The sequence below is a fragment of the Pseudomonas sp. AL10 genome (genome assembly GCF_029960685.1).
Taxonomy (GTDB): Bacteria; Pseudomonadota; Gammaproteobacteria; order Pseudomonadales; family Pseudomonadaceae; genus Aquipseudomonas; species Aquipseudomonas lactis.
This window is the reverse complement of the sequence record NZ_JASBQZ010000001.1, coordinates 336120-352309: the sequence shown is the minus strand read 5'-3', so window position 1 is coordinate 352309 and position 16190 is coordinate 336120. Positions and strand designations below refer to the sequence as shown.

15 protein-coding genes are annotated in these 16190 nt (G+C 59.8%); 4 read left to right on the top strand and 11 right to left on the bottom strand.

From position 1 onward, the window contains the following. Nucleotides 1–4: 4 nt before the first annotated feature. From QK296_RS01675 to QK296_RS01630, 10 genes are read right to left on the bottom strand one after another with little or no spacing between them, the layout of a single operon-like run. Complete coding sequence (locus QK296_RS01675) at nucleotides 5–808, bottom strand: aspartate dehydrogenase (RefSeq protein ID WP_003195676.1); 804 nt, start codon at nucleotides 806–808, stop codon at nucleotides 5–7. Between the two features lie 10 nt (nucleotides 809–818). Continuing rightward, on the bottom strand, nucleotides 819–2504 hold the full coding sequence (locus QK296_RS01670; protein ID WP_032900944.1) for a thiamine pyrophosphate-binding protein: 1686 nt from the start codon (nucleotides 2502–2504) through the stop codon (nucleotides 819–821). Continuing rightward, complete coding sequence (locus QK296_RS01665; RefSeq protein WP_003195673.1) at nucleotides 2497–3294, bottom strand: SDR family oxidoreductase; 798 nt, start codon at nucleotides 3292–3294, stop codon at nucleotides 2497–2499. The genes QK296_RS01670 and QK296_RS01665 overlap by 8 nt, the downstream gene beginning before the upstream one ends. Before the next feature lies 1 nt (nucleotide 3295). Next, entirely contained in the window at nucleotides 3296–4129 is an 834-nt protein-coding gene (locus QK296_RS01660) for an IclR family transcriptional regulator (RefSeq protein WP_003195671.1), read from the bottom strand. Next, entirely contained in the window at nucleotides 4126–5004 is an 879-nt protein-coding gene (locus tag QK296_RS01655) for an alpha/beta hydrolase (protein WP_034134084.1), read from the bottom strand. Before QK296_RS01655 ends, QK296_RS01660 begins: the two co-directional genes overlap by 4 nt. Nucleotides 5005–5008: 4 nt before the next feature. Beyond that, nucleotides 5009–5548 carry a cupin domain-containing protein gene (locus QK296_RS01650; RefSeq protein ID WP_014720525.1) on the bottom strand — a complete coding sequence of 180 codons (540 nt, stop codon included), beginning with the start codon at nucleotides 5546–5548 and terminating at the stop codon, nucleotides 5009–5011. A gap of 13 nt (nucleotides 5549–5561) precedes the next feature. Next, nucleotides 5562–6329, bottom strand: a complete 768-nt coding sequence (locus tag QK296_RS01645) for an SDR family oxidoreductase (RefSeq protein ID WP_034134083.1) — start codon at nucleotides 6327–6329, stop codon at nucleotides 5562–5564. After that, nucleotides 6326–7102 carry an ABC transporter permease gene (locus QK296_RS01640; RefSeq protein WP_034134082.1) on the bottom strand — a complete coding sequence of 259 codons (777 nt, stop codon included), beginning with the start codon at nucleotides 7100–7102 and terminating at the stop codon, nucleotides 6326–6328. Before QK296_RS01640 ends, QK296_RS01645 begins: the two co-directional genes overlap by 4 nt. 27 nt (nucleotides 7103–7129) lie before the next feature. Then, nucleotides 7130–8122 carry an ABC transporter substrate-binding protein gene (locus tag QK296_RS01635; protein ID WP_282390531.1) on the bottom strand — a complete coding sequence of 331 codons (993 nt, stop codon included), beginning with the start codon at nucleotides 8120–8122 and terminating at the stop codon, nucleotides 7130–7132. A gap of 39 nt (nucleotides 8123–8161) precedes the next feature. After that, a complete protein-coding gene (locus tag QK296_RS01630; RefSeq protein WP_050499539.1) occupies nucleotides 8162–8998 on the bottom strand; it encodes an ABC transporter ATP-binding protein in 837 nt (278 codons plus the stop codon). Between the two features lie 461 nt (nucleotides 8999–9459). On the opposite strand from QK296_RS01630, the gene QK296_RS01625 reads away from it, so the two are divergent. The 4 genes from QK296_RS01625 to QK296_RS29025 are packed head-to-tail and all read left to right on the top strand — an operon-like array spanning nucleotide 9460 to nucleotide 14487. After that, nucleotides 9460–10404 (top strand): DUF4123 domain-containing protein, encoded by a 945-nt coding sequence (locus QK296_RS01625; RefSeq protein ID WP_282390530.1) that lies wholly within the window; start codon nucleotides 9460–9462, stop codon nucleotides 10402–10404. Further along, nucleotides 10401–13604 (top strand): T6SS effector BTH_I2691 family protein, encoded by a 3204-nt coding sequence (locus QK296_RS01620; protein WP_282390529.1) that lies wholly within the window; start codon nucleotides 10401–10403, stop codon nucleotides 13602–13604. Before QK296_RS01625 ends, QK296_RS01620 begins: the two co-directional genes overlap by 4 nt. Nucleotides 13605–13606: 2 nt before the next feature. Further along, complete coding sequence (locus QK296_RS01615) at nucleotides 13607–13900, top strand: hypothetical protein (protein WP_282390528.1); 294 nt, start codon at nucleotides 13607–13609, stop codon at nucleotides 13898–13900. Next, nucleotides 13888–14487 (top strand): DUF6708 domain-containing protein, encoded by a 600-nt coding sequence (locus QK296_RS29025; protein WP_348775203.1) that lies wholly within the window; start codon nucleotides 13888–13890, stop codon nucleotides 14485–14487. Before QK296_RS01615 ends, QK296_RS29025 begins: the two co-directional genes overlap by 13 nt. Before the next feature lie 99 nt (nucleotides 14488–14586). On the opposite strand, the gene aspA is transcribed toward QK296_RS29025, so the two are convergent. After that, complete coding sequence (gene aspA / locus QK296_RS01605) at nucleotides 14587–16011, bottom strand: aspartate ammonia-lyase (RefSeq protein WP_003195657.1); 1425 nt, start codon at nucleotides 16009–16011, stop codon at nucleotides 14587–14589. Nucleotides 16012–16190: the final 179 nt, after the last annotated feature.

The window sequence follows — 16190 nt, the reverse complement described above, 5'->3', positions numbered from 1 at the left end:
GCTCCTAAATGGAAATCGCGTGGGCATGGTTGCCCAAGGCACGGACCACGCTGTACACGGTCAGCGCCGAGGTCTTCGGGTTGGCCAGCAAGGGCTTGCCGCGCAGACTCAACTCGAAACGGCCAAAGGCGCCCCGGGCTTCGAAGTGGTGGACGTTTTCATCGCTGTGGGGGTCGGCGATCAACGTGACATGGGTGCGGTCCAGGCCCAGGCCGGCCAGCGACAGAGTGGCCGCGACGTTGGCGTTCTTGGGGTACAGCCGCGCCGCTTCGCGGGCGCTGCCCTGGAAGATCACCGTGGCTTGCTCGATGGTGTCCAGGTCACAGGCCTGCTCGCCGGGGGTGTTCTTCCAGGCGCGGGCCGGCTTGCGGCCGGTGTAGTTGACCGCGTCCAGCCCGCCGACCTTGGCCGCCGACAGCGCATCGATGCCGCCGATGGCGCCAGGCAGCAATTCGATGCGGGTCTTGCCGCGTTCCGCCGCCGCCTCCAGGCGCTCCACCAGGCCGATCTCGGACAACGCGCCCACCGACACAATCAGGCAGGCAATCCCACGCTCCAGCGCCGGCAGCACATGCTCTTCAATGGCGCGATGCCCGGCGCACTCCACCAGCAAATCCGGGCGGGCATCGGCGGGCAAGGCCGTCAGCACCTGCGGCGGCTGTTTGAAACTGGCCAGGCGCTGGCGCACCAAGGCTTCGGAGCCCTCAGACGCGATGACGTAATCCACGCACAGCTGTGGGTCGTTCTCCAGCAGCTCCAGCACACCGACGCCAATGGCACCGCAGCCGATCATGGTGATATGCAACATGGTGCGATCCTCAGGCGGTGGCCTTCTGGGCTTTGGTTTCGCTGTTGGGCGGGCCGGCAAACTGGGTGGCGAAGTTGCCGACGCTGAGCATGTCCACTTCCAGCAGGAACGGGCCTGGCTGGCTCAGGGCGCTGTCCACCACCGTGCCGAAGTCCTTGAGGTCGGTGACCAGGCCATGGCGCAGTCCCAGGGACTCGGCGAGCTTGGTGTAGTCCGGGGTGTGCAGGTCGACGTAGCAATGGCGGCTGCCGTAGACCGCGTCCTGGATATTGCGGATCACCCCGTAACGCTGGTCGTTCATCAGCAGGATCACCAGGTTGGCGCGCTCCTGGACCAGAGTCGCCAGCTCACCCAGGTTGAGGATGAAACCGCCGTCACCTGCGATTGCGAACACTTTGCGCTCCGGCGCCGTTTCCGCTGCGGCGACGGCTGCGCCGATGCCCATGGCCAATCCCTGGCCAATCCCGCCGCCCAAGGCATGCACACCCGCGCGTGGGTGATACAGGGTCAGCAGGCGGTTGCCCCAGATGCTGTTGGACAGGGTCACGTCGCGTACCCAGGAGAAGTTGCGCCCGGTCACGGCCTGCAATTGCTCGACCATGGCCGAGTACGGCCCGAGGTCGGCCATCAGTTGGCTACGTGATTGTTCGCGCACGGCTTTGAGTTCAGTGAGAAAGCTCGGGTCGGTGTGCAAGCGACCTTCCAGGCGATCCGCCAGGCCCTCGAGCGCCAGCGCCGCATCGCCGCAGACAAACAGTTCGCTGGCGTAACTGCGCCCTTCGATCGCCGGGTTGGCGTCGATGCGCAAGAGATTCGAAGGCAGTTTCAGTGCGTACTTGAAGGTTTCGTTACTGCGCAGGCGCGAGCCGGCGATCAGCAGCGCATCGCAGGTTTGCAGGAACTGTTCGACCCGCTTGTTCTGCGAAAAAGCCCCCAGGCAACGCTCGTCGTCTTCATTGACCACGCCGCGACCTTGCGTGGAGGTGATCACGCCCACGCCCATCGCCAGCAGGCGCTTGACCTGTACGCCGGCATGGCGGGCGCCGCCGCCGAGCCAGAGCATCGGTCGCTTGGCGCTGGCCAGGCGGTCGGCCATCAGGTCCAGGGCATCCGGCGCGGGCACGGCCACCGGGATCGGCAGGGGCGACAGGTCGGTGGGCATCGGGATAAAGGTGGACTGGATGTCGATGGGGATTTCGACGCTGACCGGCCCGGTGGGCGCGGTCAGGGCGGTCTGCACCGCGAGCTTCATGGTGCTCAGGGCGGTCTCGACACTGCGTACGCGAAAGGCGGCCTTGGACACGGCCTTGAGCATGTTCAGCTGGTCGCGGGCTTCGTGGATGTAGGCCAGCTCCTGGTCCAGGTACGGCGTTTCGATCTGGCCGGTGATGTGCAGCAGCGGGGTGCCTGCAGTTTGGGCTTCGACCATCGCGCCTGCGGCATTGCCGGCGGCGGTGCCGGTGGACGTCAGGCACACACCCAGGCCGCCGGTGGTGCGGGCATAGGCGTCGGCCATGTTGGCGGCGCCGGCTTCGCCCCGGGCCATGACGAAGCGGATATTGCCGCGCACTGCAAAGGCATCGAGAATCGGCATGTTGTGGATCGAGATCACGCCGAACACAGCCTTGACGTCGCATTGCTCGAGAAAGGCGGTGATGGCAGCGCCCACGGTGACAGTGTTGTTTTCATTACGCATGGCGGGACAGGCCTCCGGATACATCGATATGGCTGCCTGTGGTGTAAGCCGACAGAGGCGAGGCCAGAAACAGGATCGCGCGGGCCGCTTCAATCGGCAGGCCCAGGCGCCCCAAGGGAATGTGTTTTTGTTGTGCCAGCCGTGCGGTCCATTGCGCCCAGCCGAGGTCGCGTTCTTCGCGCGCTTCGAAACGCCTGCGCCATTGCCCGGATTCCACCAGGCCGATCAGGATGCCGTTGACACGGATGCCCTGCGGGGCGAATTCAGTGGCCATCGAGCGCACCAGGTTCTTGAGTCCGGCGCGTGCGGCAGAGGTGGCGACCATGTGCGGTTCGGGCTGGCTGGCCAGCAGCGAATTGACGCAGACGATGGCGGCGTCAGGCTGGTTTTCCAGCTGAGGCTTAAACGCGCGGACCGGGTTGATCACCGAGAAAAACTTCAGGTTCAGCTCTTCGGTCCAGGCGCTGTCGGTGGTGTCGGCAAAGGTCGAGACCCGGCCTTGCCCGGCGTTGTTGATCAGCACATTGGCCGCTCCCAGCGCAGCCAGGCTGGCGGCGGCAAACGCGTTGACCGACTCGGCATCGAGCACATCGCAGGCCTGGGCCAGCAGGCGGGCCTTTGGGAAGCGCTCGCGCAAACCGGCTTCAGCACCGCGCAGGCGCTCTTGATCACGACCGCAGAACGCCACCGCCGCACCGGCTTCCAGCAGCAGTTCGACACAGGCCAGGCCAATGCCCGAAGAACCCCCGGTGACAATGGCGACGCGGCCCTGCAATTGGTAAAGGCTCATGTCAGTCTCTCATCAAGGCGGTGACGCGGGGCTGCCCGTTGTGGGCGCCGCCGTTGTAGTTGAGCAGGCGTGACAGCTCGTCGGCGCTGCGCCGGACCTGATTCAAGAGTTCTTCAAAGTTGACGTGGCCGATCTGCGCGGTAGGGATGGTCACGCCCAGGGCTGCGACAATGCCGCCGCTCTGGTCACGCACCGGCGCGGCCACCGTGGAAATCGCCGACTCGAAAAAGCCTTCGCCGCTGACAAAACCGCGCTGGCGGTCGGCCTGGACCAGGTCGAACAAGGCCATCACGGTTTTTGGTGTGCAGGGCGAGTGTTGTTCCAGGTGCTCTTCGGGGTACAACTCACGCAACTCGGCCAACGACAGGTCTTCGAGCAGGATGCGCCCCAACACAGTGGCGTGGGCGGGCAGGCGAGTGCCGACGTTGACCGCGTTGGAGAACACCGACGGCGGTGAAACCTTGGCCACGTAGACAATCGAGCGACCATCACGCACCACCAGGTTGCTCGGGTAATTGACCCGGTCGCACAGGCGCGCCAGCAGCGGCTGGCCAAGCTCGGTCAGCTCCAGCGACGCCAGGTACTCGAAGCCCAGGCGCAGCACGGACATGCCGAGGCGGTATTCATTGCCGCTGCGGGTGACGAAGCCCATGGTCTCCAGGGTGGTCAGCAGACGGAAGATGGTCGAGCGAGGCAGTGCCAACCGGCGTGCCAGCTCCGGCGCGGTCAGGGTGCGGTTGCGTCGGCTGAACTCACAGAGCAGGAGCAGGCCGCGCTCCAGGCCTGGAACGATGTATTTGTCCTGAGCGTCTTTGAGCAGATCGGAATCGTTCATAGGGTTCTACCTGTCAGGGATTGATGAATGGCGCAGGCCAGGCGCCCGGCTACCACTTGGGGTTGCTCGATGGGGCTGGCGTGGCCGGCGTCGGCAATCAGGTTGAAGCTGGCGCCCAGCGCCTTGGCCACGCTCAGGCAGGCCTCGGCGGGGGTGATGCTGTCGGCTTCACCGCAATGAACCTCGCAGGGCATGGCCGGTTGGCCATGGCGCAGCAGGTCATCGCCGCACAGCAATTCAATGGCCTGGCGATAACCAACGGGGTTCAGGCGCGCCATGTTCCAGCGCACCCAAGCCAGGGCCTGGGGCGTGGCACGGGGCGACAGCATGTGAGCGCTGCGTTGTTCAGCCAGGCCGGCGATGCCCAGGCGTTGCAGGTTGTCCAGGCGTTGCTGACGCACCTGCTGGCGCTGTTGGCCAAGGGCTGGTGCGCCATAGCCGCGCGCCGGGCTGATCAGCACCAGCCGGTTGACGCGATGGGCCTGTGAACTACGGGCGAATGCAAGGGCGGTGAGGGCGCCGAGGGAATGGCCGACCAGCACACATTCCTCCACACCCAGTGCATCCAGCATCTGCGCCAGACGGGCTGCGTATTGCTCGGCCTTGGGCGCATCCGACTCCAGCGGGCTGGAATCGCCGTAGCCGGGAGCGTCCCAGGCGATGACCCTGGCCTGGGGCGCCAGTTGCCGCGCCACTTGCAGCCAGGATGCCGCTCCGGAGCCGATACCGTGCAGCAACACCACCACCGGCCCCGCGCCACATTCGCGCAATGCCTGCTGCCCACCGGCCGAGGCCACCAGGCGTTGGGGGAAATCACGCTCCAGTTGGGCTTGCAGGTCGGCCGTCGGCGCGGCTTGAGAAAGTCCTGGCAGCATGGGCTTATCCGCGCTTGATCGAGGCCAGAGGGTGCTCTGGCGGATAGGTCGGGGTGATGGGTTTTTTCGCACCGAGCATCACGCACATCAACGCGTCTTCGTCGCCGATGTTGATCTCTTCGCGGTACACGCCCGGTGGCACGGAAATCACATCGCGGTCAGTGAGGATGGTCTCGAAGCGCTCGCCGTCTTTTTCCAGCACCACCTTGAGCTTGCCGCGCAGTACGAAGAACACTTCTTCGACATCGATGTGCAGGTGCGGCGGGCCTTCGTGGCCAGCCGGGATCACCATGGTGGAAAAGGTGAAATGCTCCGACGGGATGGTGTTCATGTCGGTGCTGATGCCGGTGCCGCCGGTGCCGATGTAGCGCATTTGTGCGCGGCGGAACTTGGGGTCGTAGTCGGCCTGGAACTTCAGCGCATCCCAGTCGTACTTGCGCGTTTCGTAACGGGCGATACGGGTGTTCATCCAGCTTTCCAGGCTGGCGCCGGCCGGGCGGTCCCAGCTTTTCGGGGTGTCGTTTTGGGCAGATAGATCAGTCATGACAGTCTCCAGATCAAGGCATGACGAACCCGCCGTTGACCGGCAGGGTTTGTCCAGTGATGAAGCGGGCAAGGTCGGACAGCGCGAACAGCACGGCGCCGCTGACGTCTTCGGGCAATTGCGGGCGTTGGATGGCCCGCTGGTCGTTGTACAAACGGTGACGAGCCTCGGGCACGTAGGCGGTGGCTTCCACCAGCACCAGGCCAGGGGCGATGGCGTTGACCGTGATGTTGTCGGCGCCCAGCTCGCGGGCCAGGCTGCGGGTCATGGCGATGATTGCGCCCTTGCTGGCAACGTAGGCCAACAGGTTTGGCGCGCCCCACAGGGGCGTGTCGGAGGCCAGGTTGACGATGGCGCCGTGGCCACTGGCACGCAGTGCCGGCAGGCAGGCGGTAGTCATCAGCCAGGTGCCGCGCACGTTGACCTGCATCACCTGGTCCCAGGTGTCGATGCTCAGGTCTTCGCAGCCTTTGCCACCGGAGTTGGTGATGGAGGCGTTGTTCACCAGGCCATCGAGGCCGCCCAGCAAATCGAGTGTCGCGGTGATGCATGCCTGGATCGACTCAGGCTGGGCCAGGTCGACAGTGACAGCCTGCACGTCCAGCCCCAGGGCTTGCAGTTCACACGCCGCCTGTTGCACACGGTCTTGCAGCACATCGGCAATCACCACGCGAGCACCGGCCTGGCCGATGGCCTGGGCGAACCCGTAACCCAGGCCACGGGCGCCGCCGGTCACCAGTACGCGGCGACCTTCGAGCAAACGATTACGGTCGGTCATCATTGCGTGCTCAACATGGCTTTGGGCATGTAGTGCAGGACGCGTTTTTCTGCCCACACCACGGCGCCGTAGGCGACCACCCCAATCAGGGTGAGCATGACGATGGCGACGAATACACCGGCCGTGTTGCCTTGGCCCTCGGCGTCCACCAACAGGAAGCCCAGGCCCTGGTTACCGCCGACCAGCTCGCCGACGGTGACGCCGATCACCGCCAGGGTGGAGGCGATGCGCAGGCCGGAAAACAGCGCGGCCATGGCTGAGGGAAATTCCACCAGGCGGAAGATCTGCCAGCGGCTGGCGTTCATGGTGCGCACCAGGTTGATCATGTCCGGGTCGACCGTGCGGATCGCCGAGAGCACGTTGATCATCACCGGGAAAAACACAATCAGGATTGCGATCAGAATTTTCGGGTAGATGGTGTAGCCCAGCCACATCACGAACAGCGGCGCAAAGGCGACCTTCGGTGCAATCTGCAACGCCAGGATGTAGGGCGACAGCATTGCTTCCGCCGCGGGCGACAGGCCCAGGGACACACCAATCATCACGCCCAGCAAGGCGCCCAGGGCGAAGCCGACGACGATCTCCATGGCGGTGATCAGGGTGTGTTGCAGCAGGCCGCCGCTGTGCCACATCACCAGGCTTTCCTGGGCCACGCGGCTGAGTTTGGGCATGACGAATTCGGGCATGCCGAGCAGCCCGGGGCCCCATTGCCAGAGCGCCAGGAACAGGATCAGCAGCGCCACGCTACCGAGCACGGAGGGGTTCAGGTTTTTCATCGTATGCGTACCTTGTTGTCCGGTGCGTTATTGCGCGGCGACCGGGCTGTCGACGAATTGGTTGGTGAACAGCTCATCCAGCGGGGTTTCCCGGGGGACGATGCCTTCGCTCACGTAGAACTGGCGGACCTTGTCCAGGCGCTCGGGGTCGATGTGCCCCAGTACGCGCTGGTTGGCGTAGACGTGCTCGACATAGAGCTTGAAGATTTTCTCCAGTGAGTCTTCCTTGCCGGCGTAGGTCGGGACCGCTTTGGCAAAGGTGACGGCGGCGGCACGCGGGTCCTGGATAATGTCGTGCATGCCTTTGAGCGTGGCCTGCACCACACCGCGCACCACCTGGGCGTGGTTTTTGATGGCGTCATCCGAGGCGAGGATGGCCTGGGCCATGCTTTCGAAGATCTGCTCCTGGGGAATCAGCTTGATCTGCGCGCCGGCTTCTTCGGCGGTGACCATCCAGTCCGGCACGCCGGCCATAGCCTGGGCCTTGTTGGCCGTAAACAGTTGCCAGACGCCGGCAGGCCCAGCGGCCTGGATGTCCACGTCGTTCTTGCCAAGGCCGGCCTTGCGCAACGAAGCGAGCAGCGCGTAATAGGTGGTGTCGGAATACGACATCACCGTCATGGTCTTGCCCTTGAGGTCGCTGACGTTATTGATGTTGTCCTTGGAATGGGTGGCGATCATGGTCACACCGCCTGCACCCAGCACCGCCACGGCGCGCACCGGAATACCGTTGCCGCGCACCATGATCGGCGTGTCGCCGATGGCGCCGCCGAGCAGGGCATTGCCGGCGCCGATCTGCTTGGCCACGTCGACGCCACCTTTGGCGGCAATGAACGTGAGGTTCAGGTCCTGGGCCGCGTAGTAGCCTTTTTCCTTGGCGATGATCCACGGTGCAAAGGCTGGCAAGTTAGGTGGGGCCGGCAGCAGGTAGGTGACGTCGGTTGGCTGCGCCTGGGCCGCGCAGGTCAGGCCGAGGCCAAGGCTGAGCGCGCAGAAACGTTGGAACAGAGACTTGAGCATGGGAACTCCTGAATCGGTTGGGGGCCGCAAGCGCGGCAATCAGTGCAGTTCGGTGTCGGCGCCGACGTGCAGCAGCTCCATCAGGCGACCGACCAGCGGGCCGATCTCCGGTAGCTTGCGGCGCTCCAGCGGGTTGTCGCGAAACGGCAGGTCGATGCTGATTTCTTCGATGATGGTGCCGGGGCGGGCGCTCATGACCAGCAACCGGTCAGACATGGCGATCCCCTCGATCAGGTCGTGGGTGATGAACAGCGCGGTCTTCTTTTCATCGAACAGCATCCGCGCCATGTCCTGCTGCAGGATCATCTTGGTCTGAGCGTCGAGGGCGGAAAACGGCTCGTCGAGGAACAACACCTGAGGGTCGATGGCCAGGGTGCGTGCCAGGGCAGCGCGTTGGCGCATACCGCCGGAGAGCTGGAACGGGTAGTGATCGGCGAAGCCGTTGAGGTGGCAACGGTCGAGCAAGTCCAGGGCTACCTTCTGCCGGGTCGCGCTGGGCACGCCTTGAATCTCCAGGCCCAGTTCGACATTGCGGCGAATGCTGCGCCACGGCATCAGCAAATCTTTTTGCAGCATGAACGCGACTTGTGGCACGGGCCCGGTCACCGGTTCGCCGCCCACGAAGACTTCTCCTTCAGTGGGGCGATACAGGCCAGAGCCCATATTGAGGATGGTGCTCTTGCCACAGCCGGACGGACCGATGATCGACACGACCTCGCCGCGACGGATCTTGAAGTTCACATCGCGAATGGCAAATGGCGCTTCGGTTTTACCTTTGGCTGGGAAACATTTACCGACATTACGGAATTCAATTTCAGTCGGCTCCAGCTCTTCCTTAAGTGCGGGCGTATTCCATTGGGGCGTCACGGCGTACATCTCTTTCACAGCCATCAGGAAGGTACTCTGGTCTGTTTTATAGGTGATACGCCGTTTAGTGCATGAACAATGCCAGTGAGTTAATTCCTACAAGTTTTTGTTAAATTTCCTTTTAAATTAATTGGTTGCGAGACTAAGGTTAATTCTTGAGCGTTTCATATATGAAACCATTGTTTTTATATGGCACGAAACTGCACACCGTTTGTGTATTGGATGGGAAGACGCACTCGGTCGGTGCTTTATCAGGTAACGCGGGCAAGTTACGAAAGGGCTTGTTTGTTTTATATGTAAAACAAGCGACATGACGGTGCAGAGGGTCTTCTCCGTCGGGTAACGACTCCAGCCATTGATGTTGTACGGGGTTCAGGAAATGCCCGTCGTGAAACAAGGAATGTTCTGACAATCCTTAGCGATCTTGTTTGTTTACGCTCTGCACTCTTGTAAAACTCAGGAGTGAGGGGATGTTTATTGCTGCATCAGAGAGTGGTCCGCCCTCCATTACCGCCCTAAATCAATACCTGCATAAGGATGATCACCTCAGGGCTTTTTTACTGGTTGACCCTTACGCACACGAACCCTTGATGCAGGCGTTTATCGAAGAGTTTCCCTGCGAAACGTTCTGTGTTCCTCTCAAATTCGCCTCATTCAAAGGAGATCAACTTCCGCGACTTATCCAACTCAATCCCAAATCCAAGGCTTTAGTAGATGAAAGCGCAGCGCTAATGCTTGCTCAGCAAACACAAGTCATGGCCGGTTCCTCTTCAATTTGCGGTTGGTTGCGTTCCGAAGCCTGCGGCGCTGTGATTGCTCGTCATTTAGCCGCCTGCATGGAACGGACATTCTTTGAGGGCAATCGTTGGTGGTGTCTTCGCTGGCAAGATTGTCGTGTGTTGGAGTGGATCTGGCCGGCACTTTCCCCTCGTCAAAAAACCGATCTGCTAGGGCCGATCGTTGAGTGGTGGGCGCTTGATAGGCGAGGTAAGTTGCGCCAGTACTCATCCGCTACGCCCCGTGCGCTCCCGACCGGTCGGCCTGGTTTTTTGCTGGATGCGACGCAGCGAACACACGTCCGCCAGTGTGCGCTTGCCCAAACGATCATCAGTGGATGGCTGACATTTTCTCCTGAGTTGCCTCCCGACTATCTTCAAAGGGTTGAGGACATCCTCACCCTGACCACCAAACATGCTCTGGGAAAGCCTGAAGACGTTGCCCTATTGGCTGCCTATTCACTGCAAGTTCATTTGCGTCTACTGGCGCACCCCAAGATTCACGCCCTCATTCATCAATCCATGAAGGGAGCAGCCCTGCTCAGCACACTGCTTGGTGCTGTCAGTGATGTGCAGTGGGAGGCTATGCGCGCCGAACTGGACGATATTTATTTCGATGCCGAGAGCTCAAAATCATGACGGAACATCCTGTAAACCGTTATGCAGCCAACGCAGAGCGGGCGGCGGCGCTCGCTTCCAATGCCAGTGGCGACGCGCACGGTTGTGACGCCTGCCTGAAGTCCGGCTTGCCGATGCTACTGGTCCGCCCCGGCCTTGCCGACACCCGCTACGCGCAGGGTAAGCAACCCGTCATTGGCCCTTGGTTAGACGGGCAAAGCGCGCCGGTTGCGTTGAGCTATTCGCGTTATGTGATGCGTACGCTGCGCCAGGGTTATGTGATGGTTTATTACGAAACGCCTCACACCCCGCTTATCAAGGTGCAAAACGGATGGCAGGCGTTCCGGGTGTACGCTGGTGGCTACCTGACACCTCATGCGCTTAGTGGCCTTGCAATGAGCCCGGACAAGGCCGCGCAAGACTTCGCCTGTACCCGGACGAGTTCCTACGCCATTGCGATGCTGTTCGTCATTCCCTATGCCAAACATACCGGCAAGGTGTGGGTGACTTACAGCGACCATCCGTTCAGCGAGGGCGTACGTGATCGCTATGCACGCGATGCCGTACTCAGAAACCAGCGCATGAGCCAAGTTAACGCGCTGCAGGGCAGCAGCGCGCGCAGCCAAGCCATCAGCGAGTCGCTGATCAGTCAAGCCATTGCCGACTATGACCAGCATTTGCCCTATGGCGCGTTACGCGGCAATCCGCACCCATCACTTGAGTTAACCGATCAGCCCGGTATTGCACAAAAACGTCCGGAACGCGCGGGCGACCTGATGCAACAGGCTCAAGCCTTGTGTGAAGCCGGCGGGTATTCGATCCGCGATGTAAAAGTCGTTTGCGTGCCCGATGCGGTGGGCATTACCCACGAAGCTGCCACGTTGCGCAGTACGCTCTGTAATAGCGCAACCCAGTGGCTGGAGCAGCAGCCCGAGGGGCAATGGCGCTTGCAAACAGCAATGAGCATTGAGGGGTTGTTACGTGAAGTAGACGCACGCACTCAGGCGCGCAAAGCGCAGTTGCGTCAGTACGAAGAATGCCAAGGCAAGCCCATTACCAGGTTCGATTTCGAGTCCGCCAAACAGGCGGGAACGCTGCCACCGGACGCGCAATTTGAGCCGAACCTTATCGTGCACCGCTATGACCCGTCCACCTTCTATCCAGACCGCGACAACGGCACCGTTCGCTTACCCAGTGCGCGTTGGGTCGATGCCCAGTCTGCCAGCGTCAAAGAGGACCTGCTGGCCAAACTGGAGGGTGGAAAAGGTGACTACGCCTTTCGTGAGTTCCTTGGCAATTTCAACAGGCTGGCCAACGAGGATGAACAGCGCCGTCGCTCACTGGAGCCGGACTATGGCGCATGGTTACGCAGCGCCCCGCGTCGGTGCGTGACGGACAATGACTGCGACACGGCCAATCGAATGGACGGCATGCATTACGCCCATCTGGTGAGCTTGCTGACGGTAGGCGGCCCGATGACCGAACACAGTGTGCAGTGGTATGCCGATTTTCTGACGGAAGATCCGGAGGACAAGAACAATCTGTTGATGCGGGCACTGTTGGGTAACCAGGCAGATTTTTTTGAGTCGTTTAAAGCCGGGAAGTTGCTCAAGGAAGCCAAAACACTGCTGAAGCTATTTGAAGAATCCGCCCCGGAGGTTTCGCACACAAGTGTTCTGACAGCCGATCAGCGGGTGGCGCACAGCGTTTGGGGCGCGAGATTAATCAAAGAGCAAATGCCTACCTTGAAACTGGTGCTTTCTGGATATGGTCACGGGTTGATTCTATTGGTGGGCGCTACGGCTGCCATATTGGATAAACACAGCAAGTTGGGTGCAGATATGCGCAAGGCACTCACTGAACTGATGCAGGCGATTGTCGCTTCTACTGCCCCGCAAGGTGTCACCGCGCAACCTCTGAAAATGTCCCTGACTGACGCGCAACGTTGGTGGCGAGCGCAAGCCAATGCGATCAGCCAGCGAGTGCAGACGGTGGACAGGCAAGTGCGCAGCTTGGCGGTGGGTGGTGCACTGGCGCTGGATTTGATCGGGGCACCGAAGTCCTCGTCGAACCTCATAGAGGTCTACTTGCTGACTCGCGAGACCTTGCCCAAGACATTGACCCAGTTAGTGGGGCAGGGAGTCAAGGCAACTGAAGTCATGACCCGATTGGTTAATGAAAGCGCGAAAGTGCTGCGAGACGGCGCTGCGCCGCTGAGTGCGGCGGCGGGGGTGTTAAATGCATTGTCCCTGAATAAGGCCAGCCAGTTGTATGAAACGGGGACGCAAGAAGAGCGGCGTAAAGCGTCGTTTATGTTGTTGGGTGCGGGGCTGGGGTTGACGTCGGTGGTGTTGGAGTTGAGTGAGGCGGTGGCGAAGCAGCAGAGTGTGTCGGTGGCGAGGGGGTTGAAGATTGCGGCGGGTTTTTTTGGTGTTGCAGGGATTGCAGTGGAAGCCGTATTTTCAGTGCTTACAGCCAACTCCGAATTTCAAAAAAATGATGAAAAGGCTTTTGAAGCATTCGCTGTACAAACCGTTGCATTTGTTGGGGCAGGAGTGACAAATAGTTTGTCTATTGCATTAACCGCTAAGTGGATTACGACTGTTGGTGCGGGTTTGTCATGGACTGGCTGGACACTGATATTAGTTGCTGTTGGCATGACTGCCGGTTACATCGCCGCATTGCTGCAAGACACTCAGATGGAAGAGTGGATAGCGCGCAGTATATGGGGGCGTGCGGATGATCAGTGGGGCTCGATCAAACGAGAGCAGGAAGCACTAAATAAAATTTTGCTGGGGCTCAGTGTTGAGTTTGACTATAGCCAGAGTCTGCTCGATAACTTGAAGGCGTCAACGATAGCGGCGGACAATCCATTTGTGTTGGAAAATCAAGAAAAAATTTATTTTAAACAAGCCAGATTGCGCGTATTTATCCCGGAGTATTTGAGGAAAATAATGCAATGGAATATATCGATATATTTGCATCGCAATGATGGTAATAGAGTTTTAGTATACAGGGCAATCAATCCTGAACATTCCATGATCGTACAAAAGAATTTTGATGGGGTACTGGAACCGGAAGTAAATCAGTCAGAAAATTTGACAGTTGTGACCGTGCAGGCACAGATGTTGATGTATCCCGGAGCCTCTGCATCTTTTGATTTGTATGATGATCATACAGGTGGGCAGTTATTAATTGATGAGAGATTTTCAGAGCGCTGATCATGAACAAAAAAAATCCAGAATATGATGTTTTGTTACCGATATGGGAAAAGTCAGAACCTTGGTTTGATTTTGATGAAGAGCAGTGCCAAATGCTTATAGGGGGTGACCCATGGCGTCTAGGCTCACCAGATAGAGAGCGTTCTGTGCATGCTCAGGCTAGCAGCTGCAATGCTGTAACAAGTGTACATCCAAATGCGATGGTCGTGGGAGGGCCTGCAGGAACTGGCGAAATGACATTTATGAGCATTGTTATGATTTTTTTTCCGCTACTTTTGTTGTTATGGGGGGATTAATGCTAATGACCACGGGTTTTCATCATCTCTCAATACTGTCTCTTCTTCTGTTGGTTCCAAGCCTATTTTGCGTGTCATTTTTCACACGACTTTCCTTTTTTAAAGCCCGCGATATTCCTGTTCTTTTCAATCGAAAATCACGAACAGTTACTGTGTCAACGCCACGATCTCTGTCGTTTTTTAAATTTTGGCAGCCAGGAATAATCGCAGAAATGAAGACCTATTCATGGGATTGTATTCATGTGCGTAGCTATAAGTATATGCAAATGCTGGGTGAAACCGCCCGCGAGTCTTATAACTTAGCCCTACTGTGCGCCGACTCCGACAGTCCACGTACTCTTAAAGATTTCACTTATATCGGCTACGTAGAAACGTGGAACGACGCCCCCCTCTGGCGCCTCTGGGAACATATCCGGCGCTACATGGAAGAAGACGGCCCGCCGCTGCAACCGGGTGAGACATTGCGCACTTCAGGCACAGGCAAACTGCCAGAGTTTCCCCAGCACCTGATCGACGCTGCCGGTGGTGAAGCATTGAGTATCGAGGAAATTGAGCAGCTTACAGGTTTCGATCATCGGCCCTGGTAAGGCCCAGAGCAAAAAAAAGGGCCTGAAGAACGAGTCTTCAAGCCCTCAAAAGGTGAGAGGTGTCTAGTCCCTCAGCCTGGTGAGCGGTGCAACAAACGCTTAGGCCTTCAGCGGGACCAAGCGTGGGGCAATCATGTTTTCGGGGCGCAGGATGTCGTCGAGCATGGCGTCGTCGAGCAAGCCTTCTTCACGCACCAGTTCCAGCACGCCGCGCCCGCTTTCAAGCGCGATACGCGCAATGCGGGTGGCGTTTTCATAGCCGATGTATGGGTTCAGCGCGGTGACCAGGCCGATGGAATGTTCCACCAGTTCGCGGCAGCGGGCTTCGTTGGCGGTGATGCCGACGATGCAGTGCTCGCGCAGCATGTCCATGGCCCGTTGCAGCAGGCGGATCGAGTCGAAGATCTTGAAGGCGATCAGCGGCTCCATCACGTTCAACTGCAGTTGGCCGCCTTCGGCTGCCATGGTCAGGGCCAGGTCGTTACCGATGACTTGGAACGCTACCTGGTTGACCGCTTCCGGGATGACCGGGTTGACCTTGCCGGGCATGATCGAGCTGCCTGGCTGGCGAGCCGGCAGGTTGATCTCGTTGATGCCGGTGCGTGGGCCGCTGGACAGCAGGCGCAGGTCGTTGCAGATCTTGGACAGCTTCACGGCAGTACGCTTGAGCATGCCGGAGAACAGTACGAAAGCGCCCATGTCGGAGGTGGCTTCGATCAGGTCGGCCGCCGGTACCAGCGGCTGACCGCTGATGGTGGCCAGGCGTTGTACGGCTAGGGCCTGGTAACGCGGGTCGGCGTTGATGCCGGTACCGATCGCGGTTCCGCCCAGGTTCACTTCGGTCAGCAGCTCTGGCGCCAGGGTTTTCAGGCGGGCCAGGTCTTCACCCAGGGTGGTGGCGAACGCGCGGAATTCCTGGCCGAGGGTCATCGGCACGGCGTCTTGCAATTGTGTGCGGCCCATTTTCAGCACATGGCTGAACTCGGCGCCTTTGGCGGCGAACGCCTGGATCAGGCTGTCGAGGCTGGCCAGCAGCGCGTCATGGCCCAGCAGCAGACCCAGGCGGATCGCGGTCGGGTAGGCGTCGTTGGTCGACTGCGCCATGTTCACGTCGTTGTTGGGGTGCAGGTACTGGTATTCGCCCTTCTGGTGACCCATGGCCTCCAGCGCGATGTTGGCGATGACTTCGTTGGCATTCATGTTGGTTGAAGTGCCAGCGCCGCCTTGAATCATGTCCACCACGAACTCTTCGTGGAAATCGCCGCGGATCAGACGAGCACAGGCTTCGCTGATGGCAGCGTGCTTGGCTTCGCTGAGCTGGCCCAACTCGCGGTTGGCGTCAGCCGCTGCTTGCTTGACCATTGCCAGACCGACCACCAATTTCGGGTAATGCGAAATCGGAACGCCCGAGAGGCGGAAGTTATTCACCGCTCGCAGGGTCTGGATGCCGTAATACGCTTGAGCCGGTACTTCGAGTACGCCAAGCAGGTCTTTTTCGGTACGGAAAGATGCAGCAGAGGACATGACGGAAATCATCTCAATATGGACCCGGGACTGGCCGGAACGCTGCGAATGCTAGGCTTGTAGAACTTTTTGGGCCAATGCTGTTAAACACTGGCCTATGCACAAACGGCATAATGTGGATGTGACCCGGTTATCTTGGCGGGCGTGTGTGCCAAAATGGTGCATTCCGTGGGAGGCAG

What these genes read in the sequence shown, in the direction of transcription:
- QK296_RS01675 (WP_003195676.1), bottom strand. Translation starts at nt 808, where the DNA reads ATGTTGCATATCACCATGATCGGCTGCGGTGCCATTGGCGTCGGTGTG.
- QK296_RS01670 (WP_032900944.1), bottom strand. Translation starts at nt 2,504, where the DNA reads ATGCGTAATGAAAACAACACTGTCACCGTGGGCGCTGCCATCACCGCC.
- QK296_RS01665 (WP_003195673.1), bottom strand. Translation starts at nt 3,294, where the DNA reads ATGAGCCTTTACCAATTGCAGGGCCGCGTCGCCATTGTCACCGGGGGT.
- QK296_RS01660 (WP_003195671.1), bottom strand. Translation starts at nt 4,129, where the DNA reads ATGAACGATTCCGATCTGCTCAAAGACGCTCAGGACAAATACATCGTT.
- QK296_RS01655 (WP_034134084.1), bottom strand. Translation starts at nt 5,004, where the DNA reads ATGCTGCCAGGACTTTCTCAAGCCGCGCCGACGGCCGACCTGCAAGCC.
- QK296_RS01650 (WP_014720525.1), bottom strand. Translation starts at nt 5,548, where the DNA reads ATGACTGATCTATCTGCCCAAAACGACACCCCGAAAAGCTGGGACCGC.
- QK296_RS01645 (WP_034134083.1), bottom strand. Translation starts at nt 6,329, where the DNA reads ATGATGACCGACCGTAATCGTTTGCTCGAAGGTCGCCGCGTACTGGTG.
- QK296_RS01640 (WP_034134082.1), bottom strand. Translation starts at nt 7,102, where the DNA reads ATGAAAAACCTGAACCCCTCCGTGCTCGGTAGCGTGGCGCTGCTGATC.
- QK296_RS01635 (WP_282390531.1), bottom strand. Translation starts at nt 8,122, where the DNA reads ATGCTCAAGTCTCTGTTCCAACGTTTCTGCGCGCTCAGCCTTGGCCTC.
- QK296_RS01630 (WP_050499539.1), bottom strand. Translation starts at nt 8,998, where the DNA reads ATGTACGCCGTGACGCCCCAATGGAATACGCCCGCACTTAAGGAAGAG.
- QK296_RS01625 (WP_282390530.1), top strand. Translation starts at nt 9,460, where the DNA reads ATGTTTATTGCTGCATCAGAGAGTGGTCCGCCCTCCATTACCGCCCTA.
- QK296_RS01620 (WP_282390529.1), top strand. Translation starts at nt 10,401, where the DNA reads ATGACGGAACATCCTGTAAACCGTTATGCAGCCAACGCAGAGCGGGCG.
- QK296_RS01615 (WP_282390528.1), top strand. Translation starts at nt 13,607, where the DNA reads ATGAACAAAAAAAATCCAGAATATGATGTTTTGTTACCGATATGGGAA.
- QK296_RS29025 (WP_348775203.1), top strand. Translation starts at nt 13,888, where the DNA reads ATGGGGGGATTAATGCTAATGACCACGGGTTTTCATCATCTCTCAATA.
- aspA (WP_003195657.1), bottom strand. Translation starts at nt 16,011, where the DNA reads ATGTCCTCTGCTGCATCTTTCCGTACCGAAAAAGACCTGCTTGGCGTA.